The following is an 11,394-nucleotide window of genomic DNA, read 5'->3' on the forward strand; positions in this document are numbered from 1 at the left end:
CACTCTTCCTTTACGGCGAGATCAGCAGACGCTTGTCTTCTGGATTTTCTTCGAAAATAATCCCGTCTTGTTTATATTTTTTGAGAATAAAATTCGTCTTCGTGGACAGCACCGAATCAATGGGAGACAGCTTCTCCGAGACAAAGTTCGCGACCTCTCGAAGACTGCGCCCCTCTACCTCTACCAGGAGATCATAGGCTCCGGACATCAAGTACACCGACTTCACCTGAGGGAACAAATAAATACGTTCCGCAATTCCCTCAAAGCCTCTTCCGCGCTCCGGTGTAATCTGTACTTCAATCTGTGCGTACACCTTCTCCTCTTCCACCTTGCCCCAATTCACAACCGTCACGTATTTGACGATAACATGATCACGCTCTAGCTCCGCGATGGCTTCCTTCACTTCCTCTTCAGATGCCCCCAGCAGGGTCGATAAAAGGGCCGGAGTCCTTCTCGCATCCTCTTTCAACAGGTCAAGCACTTTCAATTTAAACGGGCTCAGCTCTTCCATACTTGCCATCCTCCAGCGCATTTATCAGGCCATTCGGCTGCATTCAGCCGGTTCCTGTAAAGAGATTAATACCTATATTACAATAACTTTTGCTTTCTGTGCAAAGAAAAACCGATGGCTCGGATAAAGTCCGATCAAACCATCGGTTCATGGGTGCTGAGTCGTCGGTCAACGGACCGGGTACAAGAAATTAGTGACCAGGCTGTACGTTCGTAGGATGACTGGCCACGTTGGGCGTATGCGAGTACGACTCCAGCCCCGAGGTTCTCTGTGCTGTAAAGTCACGGGTGGCTTGACTCGTTTGCTGCATAGCCTGCAGCTGCTTATCGACATCTGCTTTAATCGCCGTCGGCACGGAAGCCGGGTATTGCTTCTGCCGCTCAATAAGCTGATACAGATCACCCTGCATTTGCAGGGTTTCGGCCGTCAGCTCCGAGAACATCCGGCGAATTGCAGGACAGGAAGCCTCGGTCGTTGCTGTGGTGTACTCACGTACGGTACGCTTCAATTCATTCAGGATGCTGTTGAGCAGATCTTCTTCCGGAAGAAAGGATGTCCCTTGTTGGGATGGCATGTTGGCTCCTCCTTTAATGGTGGTCATAGATTGCGATTGAATCATGCAAAGCTAACCTTTAATGCGACGGGGATACAGCCAGGCTTTGGTGCTGCTGCAGGGACTGAACGAGCCTGTCCATATGCTGCTCGTGCTTGTGCATCATACCAAGCAGAGATTGCTGCACTGCCGGATTTGTTATCGCTGCAGCTGTAGCTGCGCAGTGCTTCGCAAGCGTGCTTTCATTAGAGATGCAGTCTACAAGGTAGTCCAGCTCCTTGGACGTCAGCGGCTTCATTTCTGCGTTGTTCACGGTTTCCATCCACCTTTCCCTTTGAAGTAGCTTCAATAGTATGGCTTGGATTGTATGGTTCTATGTGGTAAATAGTAAAGCTTGTGCAAGAGAGCTGATATCCCATAAAAAGAAAGAGGGTATTTGACATGAAGCTTACCAGCGGGCCAAGTCCATGGGAACAGGAATTCAACGATACGTATCCTTCCTATCCACAGCTTGAGGACAGCGTCACATGCGACGTTCTCGTCATCGGCGGCGGCATCAGCGGAGCGCTCGTCTCTTATGAGCTTACAAAGCGCGGACTGGATGTCCTGCTTCTGGAAGAGCACACCGTAGCAGGCGGCAGCACCTCTGCCAGTACAGCTCTGCTGCAATTTATGAATGATGATTCCATAACCGAGCTGATGAAGAGGTTCGGTGAATATAAAGGCAGCCGTTTCTATAAAATGTGTCTGGAAGCCGTAGAGCGCCTCGCCTCCGTTGCCTCCCAGCTGCCGGAAGATATCGGCTTTCGCCGCCGGAGCAGCCTCTACTGCGCCAGCACCCGGCAGGATGTGAAGCTGCTGCAGCAGGAGTATGAGAACCTGCGCCGTTACGGGTTCGATGTCGAGTACTGGACGCCCCAGGACATTGCTGCAAGGTTTCCCTTCACGAAGCCGGCGGCGCTGTACTGCCATGGAGATGCCGAGGTAAATCCGGTACATATGGTCAAGGCATTGCTGAACTACAGCCACACCCGGCAGGGCCTGCGTATTTATGAGCACAGTGGTGTAGTCCGGGTGGAGGAGGATCATCTGGGCGGGGCCATCGCATATACTCATGGCATGGGCAAGGTTCACGCCAAAACACTGATTTGGACCGTCGGCTATGAAGCCCAGGACTGGAAAAAGGACGCCCAGGCTGTGCTTGAATACACCTATGCCATTACGACCGAGCCTGTCGAGGATCTTTCCTCCTGGCATGAGCGGGCGCTCATCTGGGAAGCAGCCAGGCCTTATCTGTACCTGCGCACAACGGTTGACGGACGCATAGTAGCCGGCGGGCTGGACGAGCCGCTCGCCGAAGGCGGCTTGACCGAGGAGATTGTTCAGGAGCGCAGCCGGAAGCTGCTGAAGGAAGTCATGGCACTTTTTCCACAGCTCGGTCCCCTAAATATAGAATGCAGCTGGTCCGGCGTATTTGGCTCCACCAAGGACGGTCTGCCGCTGATTGGACGCGACCCCCGTTTTCCAAGCAGTTATTTCGTAGAGGGATATGGCGGCAACGGCACGGTATACAGCATGATCGCGGCAGACATGCTGGCAGATACGCTGACTGGAAAGGAGCCGGAGGAGCTGTCCTGGTTCTCTCCGATTCGGAGAAAGCAGAAGCATTAGAAGAGACTCTAGAGTAAAGGGCAGATAAATTCTGCCCCTCCTCATCAAACCGTACGTGAGGTTTTCCCTCATACGGCTTTCCGATGTTCGTCATTCATGTGCGTGCAGATCACAAGAGCGTTTTAAGTCCATATTGTTTGGACAATGCTTTCACTTCGCTTAATGAACTCATCCATCGCGTGCGTTGACGCTTCTTGGCAACCCACTTTGCTAAGCGCTGCAAGATGTACCAATCTAGTTTTGCCATCTTCTTTTGGCTGTAGGCTGTGTAGTAGTAGTTGCGCCATCCCTGTATTTTTGGGTTTAAATATTCCAGGTGGTCCTGGAAAGTCTTGTGACGCATATTCGGCGGAGCAAGTCGCTCCTTCACGACCTCTCGGATTCGCTCTTCCGCCTTGCGACACAGCCACTGCTGGGTCGTATAGTATACTTTGCCTTTGGATGTCTCGGCTTTCGTCTTTCGATGGTGCATGCCTAGAAAATCAAAGCCTTCTTCTCCTGTCCATAGTCCAACGATGCGTGTCTTGGTTGGATGTAACGTTAGCTCTAGGCGGTCCATAATAACTCTAATGAGTTCGTACGCCCGATCTGCATCCTTCTTTGTTTTGCAGATGACCACCAGATCGTCCGCGTAACGTGTGAGTTCCCCCATTTTACTGCCATGCCGTTCCCACAGGAGATCAAAGTAATTCAGGTAGATATTCGCCAGCAGTGGTGAAATGACCCCACCTTGTGGTGTACCCAAATCTGAGCGTCTGACATTGCCTTCCTCCATGACACCCGCACTTAGCCACTTCCTCAACAGCTTCAGAATTCGTCTATCGCTGATTCGCATTTCTACCAGCTTGATGAGTTTCTCCTGATTAATGTTGTCGAAGTACCCTTGGATGTCGACGTCGACCACCCAATTCCCTTTGCGGTTGCATGCTTTCCGAATGCGATCTAACGCTTGCTTTGCACTTCGTTTTGGCCTGAACCCGAATGACGTTTCCTGAAAATCCATCTCGAAGATCGGTTCCATGACGAGTTTCGCTGCCATCTGGATGACGCGGTCTCTTACTGTGGGAATGCCGAGCGGTCGCTTTTTGCCATCCTTCTTCGGAATGTAGTAGCGCCTTACGGGTTGCGGATGATACTCGCCTTCTTTAAGAAGCCGTTGACATTCGTGTACAAAGCATGTTTCTCCTTGTTTTTCGATATCTGCCAATGTTTCTCCGTCGATTCCAGCTGAACCCCTATTAGCTCGTACTCTTCGCCATGCCTCCCAAAGGATGTCTATTCGATAGACCTTGTCGTACAACGCGTGAAACCTTCGCTTCTTGTTTTCCTTGGCCGCATGACCTAGTTTCTCTTGGAGTTGTTGAACGTTTTCCTTTGGTGTTGTTAGCCGTTTGGCATTCACTGACTCGTACCTCCTTAAGAAACTTGAACAAAGCAGGGCTCCTTCCCTCCTGCAGGTTGTGTTGTCCTGCATTCTTCGGTACTATGAGCCCCTCGGACTCCCTTCCTGCAGACGGTTCACTTCACCTTTTAGGCTTATAGAGCGTCTCTTTACGGTTTCAAAAAAAAAAACGTGCAGGGGAGGGCCTCCCCAGTTCACTGCATCCTCTTTCATACCATGCCGATCCCCATACGCCGGAGGATTCTTCACTGTCGTTCCAAGTTCTGAACAGCTTCCATGGCCTTCGTCCATATGCGCGAGACTCGGCTTCCTCTTCCCCTCTTGCGAGGCCTTTTTGACGACGCGGCAGGATTCACTTTATGTTACAGCCTGGTATGTTGCTCGCCCTGTCTCTGACAGGTACTTATGTCGATACGCTTCTACGCACAGATTTCGCCATACGCAGGTATCCTAGCTACACAGGGGCTTGGTCCCTCCTGTGACCGGACTTTCACCGGCTAGAAGATGCGTGCTTTGCTGGGCACGCCACACTAAAAAAAGCAGCCCTGAACGGGCTGCTTGATTGATATATGCATGCTTATTCCACAGACGGCTTCGACAGCCTTTGGATCAGTCGCTGACGATCATCCTCGTCTAATGTGTACTGCACCTGGAAACAGCCAGAGCAGACGTACATATTCACATGAATCGGCGAGGATAGCAGCGGGCCCTGCAGATGGGGGAGCTGGACAGGCTGGAAGCCTTCGCCGCCCATAGCCTGCTTGCCGGCAAACAGCATGTACTCCCGGCAGTGAATGCATTCAGGCACTTCATCCTGATGATCCAGCGCTTTTTCGACCCCCTCTTCGTAAGAAATGAGGTCATAATCATCACCGTACTGCTCCAGCACCCGAACGCCCGGATCCAGAGTGGTTTCACCGCTCCAGAAAGGCTGGTTAAACCCTACAACCTCTTCTGGATCTTCACTATATTCATCCTCTGAAGCCTCATCTGCCTCAGCTTCTGTATCCATCTCTACATTGATCGTCCGGTAGCCCTTCAGCTCATTCTCGCAGTGCGGGCAATGCTCCTCCGGTCCGATCTCTTCGTCCCACACAATCTCACTCTGACACCAGGGACAGACTATCGGTTCCATTGTTTCATTCATCCTTTCACAGCCTTTGGCGTCATCGCCAATGCAGTCTTATGACCCCTAACCCCTAATTAATTCATCGACAAGTATACAATGCCTGACACCATAAAAAGCAAGGCGGCCACAAACAAAATTCTAGGTAAATATTTCAAGCTCCTCAACCTCCGTTAAGTAATGCCAGCTCCGATCACATAGGAGAGAGAAACGGTGATGATCAGAACAATCAAGCCAACAGCCCGATTGTCACGTCCGATTTCCTCATCTACGGAAAACACCGGCGTCATAAATTCCAGCAGCAAATAAGCAGCCAGCAGCAAAATGAAGCCGAAGAACGACCATTTCATCATGCCATATACGGTCTCATTATGCTCAATGCAGAAACGTATGATATTGCAGATGCCAAAAATCTTGCCGCCCGTCGCCATGGCCGCCGCCACATTGCCTTTCCGAATCTCGTCCCAGCATTTGTACTTGGTGACCCATTCGAAGCAGGCCAGATATACGATCAAAGCCAGAATAGCGACCGAAAAATAGCCGATTAGCGCTCCCACCGGATGGGACAGCAGCCCATCAACGGCTTCCATCATCTCAAATTCCCTCCCCCGCTGCGTTGCCACATCACCTGGCGGTTATTTCAGCTCTGCAATCGTCACGCCGGTACCGCCTTCGCCGTAATTGCCAAGCCGGTAGCTCTTGACATGACGGTGTCTCCGCAAATATTCCTGAATACCGGTGCGCAGTATGCCCGTCCCTTTGCCGTGGATAATGTACACCTGTCCGAGATTGCCAAGAAACGCCTCGTCAATAAAGCGGTCTACGGCGATTAACGCCTCTTCCAGGTTCTCGCCCCGCAAATCCAGCTCACTTCGGGTATTGGCGTCCCGGGTACGCTTGAGGACGGTTGCTGTTTTTTGCGGCTTGGCGGCCTCTTTGCCGTTTCCGCTGGACACCAGCTCCAGATCACTTAAAGCGACCTTCATCTTCATAATCCCCAGCTGAACCAGAGCTTCCTTGCTCCCTGCCATTTCCACAACATGGCCTTTTTGATTCAGGCTGTATACCATAACTTCATCCCCGGCGCTGATGGCCCGCTTCTCATTCGCGCTTCGCTTCGCCGCCGATTTCTTCTTCTGCTCCGGTTCTGCCTCATCCAGCCTCTTGCGGGCGGCGATCAGCTTATGCTCCTTCACAGAGGCGCCTTCCTCCTGCGCCAGCTTCCGCAGATCCGCGATAATCTCCTCTGCCTCGCTGCGTGCTTTGTCCACCAGGCTGCGGGCTTCCTGCCGCGCCTTGTCCACCAGCTTGTCACGCTGCTCTTCCAGCCTCTCCAGCTCGCGGCTGTGCCGCGCCCGAAGCTCCTCCAGCTCTTGACGCACCGCCTGAGCCTGCTCCCGCTCTACCTCGGCTCCGTGACGGTTCTCTTCCAGCGATGCAATCATATGCTCGATACGCTGATCCTCTTCCTTCACTTCTCCGCGGGCGAACTCCAGAATGTGCAGGGGCAGTCCCAGGCGCTCGGCAATCGCAAACGCGTTGCTTCGGCCCGGTACGCCGACAAGGAGCCGGTATGTCGGACTCAGCGTCTGAACATCAAACTCCATGCTGGCATTGATCAGCCCTTTGCGCTCATAGGCATAAGCCTTTAGCTCGGAATAGTGAGTTGTTGCAATCATGCGGCAGCCCTTTTGATGAATGTGCTCCAGAATGGCAATCGCAAGCGCGGAGCCCTCAGCAGGGTCCGTGCCGGCACCGACCTCATCCAGCAGCACCAGACTCTTCTCTGTCATCCGGCCAAGAATAGAAATAATGTTTGTCATATGGCTGGAAAAAGTACTCAAGCTCTGCTCAATGCTCTGCTCATCGCCGATATCCGCATAAATGGCATCGAAGACGCACATGCTGCTTCCTTCCTGCGCCGGGATGAACAGCCCGGACATGGCCATCAGGCTGAGGAGACCGACGGTTTTGAGCGTTACCGTCTTACCGCCCGTATTAGGACCTGTCACAATAATTGAGGTAAAATCATTGCCCAGCTCCGCTTCCAGCGGCACGACCTGCTCTGCAGGAATGAGCGGATGGCGACCCTTTTTAATTTTTAGATATCCTCTGTCGTTCATCACGGGCAGGGTGGATTTACTCACATGAGCCAGGCGCGCTTTAGCAAAAATAAAATCCAGCTGGCCGCATACATCGACATCATAAGCAAGCAGCTCGACCTGTTCTCCGACAAGCGCAGTCAGCTTCTGCAGAATGATCTCAATCTCGCGCTCTTCCTTCATTCGCGTTTCGCGGAGCTTGTTGTTCATCATGACAATGGACTCCGGCTCAATGAACAGTGTCGCTCCCGAGCCTGACTGATCGTGCACGATCCCGCCGAAATACGAGCGGTACTCCGCCTTGACCGGAATGACGAACCGGTCTCCCCGAATGGTGATGAGCTGATCCTGCAGCATTTTGGCGACGGTCTGGGAACGGATCATGCCTTCGAGCTTCTCCCGAATCCGCGCCTCACCGCCCCGCAGCTCCCGGCGAATCTTGGCAAGCTCTGCACTTGCCGTATCCACCACCTCTGCGCTGTCATCAATGCACAGCCGGATGCTGTCCTCAAGCGGCTTCTGCTCCGAAATGAAATCACTCAGCTGATACAGCCGTTCAATCTTCTCATCCTCATGAATCTGCGCGATCAAACGCTTCAGCCGCCGGGAGCCAAGAATGGTATTGGCTATTGCGAGCAGCTCATGCGCATTGAGCGTACCGCCGATCGCCGCTCGTTTGAGAGGCTCGTTTATGTTACTAATTCCCCGGAAGGAGGGCGTTCCCTTCAAGCGATCCACCGTGTACGCTTCATCGGTGATTGACAGCAGGCGGATCACGTCATCCAGCATCACACTGGGCCGCAGCTGCTCACAGGCCTCCTTGCCCATCGTAGTCTGGGTATATCCTGCCAATGTATTTAAAATTTTACGGTATTCAAGTGTGTGTAGAATCTTTTCGTCCAAGAAGCACAACTCCTCTCATGCATGACCTTATTATAACGAAGTGCTCCGTGTTTCGCTATTTCTAAACCTCTAAACTCTTGTTCACCAATTCTACATAATGAACATGAAGCATTGTCCCGCATTTTACGTTATCATAAACAAAGATACGGTTTTACATTATTTATGGTAAGGGGAGAGCTATTCATGAAAAAAGCCTTAATGTCTCTGTTATCCCTCATGCTTCTGTTCGTGCTTGCAGCATGCGGTGGAAATAATGACGCGTCCTCCGGGGGAGCAGTTACCGATCCCGCAGTTGCGCCTGAAGCGGAGCTGGTCATCTCGGCAACAAACTATGAGTTCAATCAGCAGGAGTATACGCTGAAGAAGGGCGTTCCGGTTGAAATCAAGTATGAAAATAAGGAAGGAAATCATGGCATTATGATCCCGGCACTTGGTGTGCAGCTGGATCGCAACAAGGATTCGATCGTGGTGACCCCGGACAAGACTGGCACCTTCGACATTTCCTGCTCGATCATGTGCGGAACAGGACATTCACAGATGATCTCCAAGCTTATTATTGAAGAATAAACAAGACAACAACCTCCGGCATGTTCGATGGCGATCCATCGAAAGCCGGAGGTTGTTGTTTGTCAGCTCTGATCTTGCTCAATCAGCTCAATCCACTCATTATATTCTACCTGCAGCTTAGCATATTCATCCTGAAGCTTCTGATGCTCCTCTTCCAGCTGGGCTGCATGTCCGGACTGCATTTCCTGCTGCGTCTGAAGCAGCCGGTATTGATGGGAAATAATCTCATACTGTTCCCCTAATTCCGACAGCTGACGGGATATATCCTGTTTCTCCTGCAGCAGCTGATCCTGGCTCTGCTCGGACGCTGCAATCTGCTCCTGCCAGGATTTCAGCTCTGCCTTCCATGCGGCTTCCTGCTGCTCCCATTGATCCTTAAAGCGTGATAAGGAGTCCGCCTCCGACTGCCATTCCTCTAGCTCCGCCTCCACCTGCTTCAGGCGGTCTGTCAGGCTGCTCTCCTTGGCTTCCTGCTCGGCGGAACGTCTGCGCAGCTGCTCCAACTGCACGGATGCTTCATGATATTCTTCCTCCAGCATTCCATACAGCTTGCGGGTCTCTTCTTCCTGACGATACGCTTCGGCTCTTCCTTGCTCAGCCTTCTCCAGCTGCAGCTGCAGCTCTTTGCGCTCCTGCTCCGCCGTCTGGCGGCGGGAGCTCTGAAGACGTGCTTCCTCCTTCAGACCCTCAGCCTCTTCACGCAGCACGGCCAGCTCCCGATCCTGCCCTTCAGCAGCCTCCAGTGCCTGTACAAGCTGAAGCTCCAGATGATCCTTCTCGCCCTGACGCTCTTCCGCCAAGGACTTCCAGGTCGAGCATTCATTCACAGTCTGCTCCAGATCCTCATGCAGCTTGCGGGAATGCTCATTCGCATCGACCACCAGGCGCTGCAGCCGCCGCCGCTCCTCTTCCGAAGCAGCAGCCTGGCTCTTCAGGCCATCGCGTTCTTGAATCAGCTTCTCGGCCTGGGTCTTTGCAGTCTCCAGCTGCTGCTTGAAGGCTTGGTGCTCCCCGGTTACGGTCTCCAGCTTCTTCCGAGCCTGCTCCAGCTGGTTCTTCAGCGATGATTCCTGCTGCTTCAAGACGGCCAGCTCCTGATCCCGGCTGGCAGCCTGCTTATGCAGAGCTGCTGCTGCCTCCTGCTGGGAGGCAAGCCTTGTTTCCAGCTCCTTCACGGCGGACTGGTGTCGCGATTCCTGCTGGGAAGAAGACTGCTTGTACTTCTCTTCCATTTCCCGAACACTCTGAGTATGGCGGCTTTCGGCCTCTCTTAACGCCTTGGAATGGCTGTATTCCAGCTGGCTTGCAGCCTCGGTATGCTGCTCTGTCAGCTGCTTCACTGCCTGCTCCCGGCTTTGCTCCAGCTCCTCCACCTGCAGTGCATGCTGAAGCTCCAGCTCTTCGAGGGCCTCCTGGCGCTCCCGCTTCAGCTCCTCTTCGGTGGCTCGATGTCCCTGCTGCAAGCCTTCCACCTCGTCCCGATGCTGCTGCTCCAAAGCCTCCACCTTCGCCTGGTGCTGCTGCTTCAGCTCTTCTATGGCTGCCTGATGGCGGCTCTCCAGCTGCTGCACAAGCTCCTGCTGCTGGGTCTCCAGCTGCTCGGCCAGCTCCAGATATTCGCGCTGCAAGGACTCCACTTCTTCCGCATGCTTCTGCTTCATCTGCTCCACGGACTGCACCGCCGCAGCAAGCTCCTGCTGCAGCTGCTCCAGGAGCTGCTGCTGATCCTGGGTAAGCTTGTCCATATCGCCCTTGTACTTCTGCTCCAGCTCCTGCAGCTTGCGCTTGTAGCTCTGCTCCGACTGCTCGGCAGACTGCTTATGGCTCTTCTGCAGCGCCTGCAGCTGTCCTTCCTGCTGGGCCTTCCATTCTTCCTGCGCCTGCTTATATTTCTTCTCCCACTCCTGGGTTTTGTTTCTCAGCTGATCCTGCAGCTGCTGCTTCTCCTTGGAAAGCTCGGCAGAACGCCCGCTCTCCTTCTCCAGCAGCTCCTTGCTGCGCTTGGCATCTGCAGTAAGGCTCTCCTTGGCTGCTTGAAGCTCGGTTACGAGCCCCGTCTTCTCCTTCAGCTGCTGTTCCAGGCTGCTCTTCGTCTCCTTCAGCTGCTGCTCTAAGCTGCCCTTCGTTTCTTTCAGCTGCTGCTCCAGGCCACCCTTCATCTGCTCAAATCGCTGCTGCTGCTCAGAGAGCAGGCCCTGCACCCGGGCGAGCTCGGAACGGAGCTCGCTGCGCTCAGACGTAAGCAGCTTGACCTCCTGCTGAAACTGCTGCAGCTGCACAGCCTCTTCAGCCATATGTACGGCAGCCAGGACCGCGATCCGCGGCGTGTCGAGGCGGGAATGATTCTTGGATATAGAGCGCATACGCTCATCTACATAATTGGCAACCTGCTTCATGTATTCACTGCTGCTGCCGACAAGCTTATAGGAAGTGCCGTAGATTTCTACGGTCACGCGATTACGGTCCGGTGTAGTCACAGTTGTGCCCTCCTTGTATGGTCTGTGGATTCTAGGATGTCTTCACGGCCTTGCCGGGTCTTCACTATGCTATATATATGAT

Annotated in this window: 10 protein-coding genes; 2 read left to right on the plus strand and 8 right to left on the minus strand. The window is 53.3% G+C overall.

Annotation, left to right across the window (positions count from 1 at the left end; all coding sequences use genetic code 11):
- Positions 1-10: 10 nt before the first annotated feature.
- The 3 genes from E6C60_RS15665 to E6C60_RS15675 all read right to left on the minus strand — a co-directional run bounded on the left by E6C60_RS15665 (position 11) and on the right by E6C60_RS15675 (position 1,377).
- A complete protein-coding gene (locus E6C60_RS15665; RefSeq protein WP_138226699.1) occupies positions 11-511 on the minus strand; it encodes an Lrp/AsnC family transcriptional regulator in 501 nt (166 codons plus the stop codon).
- A 190-nt stretch (positions 512-701) separates the two neighbouring features.
- A complete protein-coding gene (locus E6C60_RS15670) occupies positions 702-1,085 on the minus strand; it encodes a spore coat protein (protein ID WP_138226700.1) in 384 nt (127 codons plus the stop codon).
- Between the two features lie 58 nt (positions 1,086-1,143).
- On the minus strand, positions 1,144-1,377 hold the full coding sequence (locus E6C60_RS15675) for a hypothetical protein (protein ID WP_138226701.1): 234 nt from the start codon (positions 1,375-1,377) through the stop codon (positions 1,144-1,146).
- A 128-nt stretch (positions 1,378-1,505) separates the two neighbouring features.
- Between E6C60_RS15675 and E6C60_RS15680 the strand changes: the two genes are divergently transcribed.
- On the plus strand, positions 1,506-2,735 hold the full coding sequence (locus tag E6C60_RS15680) for an NAD(P)/FAD-dependent oxidoreductase (RefSeq protein WP_138226702.1): 1,230 nt from the start codon (positions 1,506-1,508) through the stop codon (positions 2,733-2,735).
- A 109-nt stretch (positions 2,736-2,844) separates the two neighbouring features.
- Here the strand turns inward: E6C60_RS15680 and ltrA are convergent, their stop codons facing one another.
- From ltrA to E6C60_RS15700, 4 genes are all read right to left on the minus strand, one after another.
- Positions 2,845-4,137, minus strand: coding sequence for a group II intron reverse transcriptase/maturase (ltrA, locus tag E6C60_RS15685; protein ID WP_138226703.1), 1,293 nt, complete (start codon positions 4,135-4,137; stop codon positions 2,845-2,847).
- A 577-nt stretch (positions 4,138-4,714) separates the two neighbouring features.
- The gene (locus E6C60_RS15690; protein WP_138226704.1) at positions 4,715-5,272 is read right to left on the minus strand and encodes a hypothetical protein; all 558 of its coding nucleotides are present in this window, start codon (positions 5,270-5,272) and stop codon (positions 4,715-4,717) included.
- A gap of 164 nt (positions 5,273-5,436) precedes the next feature.
- Positions 5,437-5,856: a DUF350 domain-containing protein gene (locus E6C60_RS15695; RefSeq protein WP_138226705.1), complete on the minus strand. Its 420-nt coding sequence runs from the start codon at positions 5,854-5,856 to the stop codon at positions 5,437-5,439.
- Positions 5,857-5,898: 42 nt separating this feature from the next.
- Positions 5,899-8,268 carry an endonuclease MutS2 gene (locus E6C60_RS15700; RefSeq protein WP_138226706.1) on the minus strand — a complete coding sequence of 790 codons (2,370 nt, stop codon included), beginning with the start codon at positions 8,266-8,268 and terminating at the stop codon, positions 5,899-5,901.
- Positions 8,269-8,451: 183 nt separating this feature from the next.
- Here E6C60_RS15700 and E6C60_RS15705 point away from each other — a divergent pair, with 183 nt between their 5' ends.
- Entirely contained in the window at positions 8,452-8,835 is a 384-nt protein-coding gene (locus E6C60_RS15705; protein WP_138226707.1) for a cupredoxin domain-containing protein, read from the plus strand.
- Positions 8,836-8,897: 62 nt separating this feature from the next.
- Here E6C60_RS15705 and zapA read toward each other — a convergent pair whose 3' ends face one another.
- Complete coding sequence (gene zapA / locus E6C60_RS15710; protein ID WP_175415332.1) at positions 8,898-11,312, minus strand: cell division protein ZapA; 2,415 nt, start codon at positions 11,310-11,312, stop codon at positions 8,898-8,900.
- Positions 11,313-11,394 lie beyond the last annotated feature (82 nt).

Source organism: Paenibacillus algicola, from assembly GCF_005577435.1.
Lineage (GTDB): Bacteria > Bacillota > Bacilli > Paenibacillales > Paenibacillaceae > Paenibacillus_AQ > Paenibacillus_AQ algicola.

Excerpts from the sequence above, each read along its gene's own strand:
- E6C60_RS15670 (WP_138226700.1), bottom strand. The coding sequence starts at position 1,085 with ATGCCATCCCAACAAGGGACATCCTTTCTTCCGGAAGAAGATCTGCTC.
- E6C60_RS15705 (WP_138226707.1), top strand. The coding sequence starts at position 8,452 with ATGAAAAAAGCCTTAATGTCTCTGTTATCCCTCATGCTTCTGTTCGTG.
- E6C60_RS15665 (WP_138226699.1), bottom strand. The coding sequence starts at position 511 with ATGGAAGAGCTGAGCCCGTTTAAATTGAAAGTGCTTGACCTGTTGAAA.
- E6C60_RS15690 (WP_138226704.1), bottom strand. The coding sequence starts at position 5,272 with ATGGAACCGATAGTCTGTCCCTGGTGTCAGAGTGAGATTGTGTGGGAC.
- E6C60_RS15680 (WP_138226702.1), top strand. The coding sequence starts at position 1,506 with ATGAAGCTTACCAGCGGGCCAAGTCCATGGGAACAGGAATTCAACGAT.
- E6C60_RS15695 (WP_138226705.1), bottom strand. The coding sequence starts at position 5,856 with ATGATGGAAGCCGTTGATGGGCTGCTGTCCCATCCGGTGGGAGCGCTA.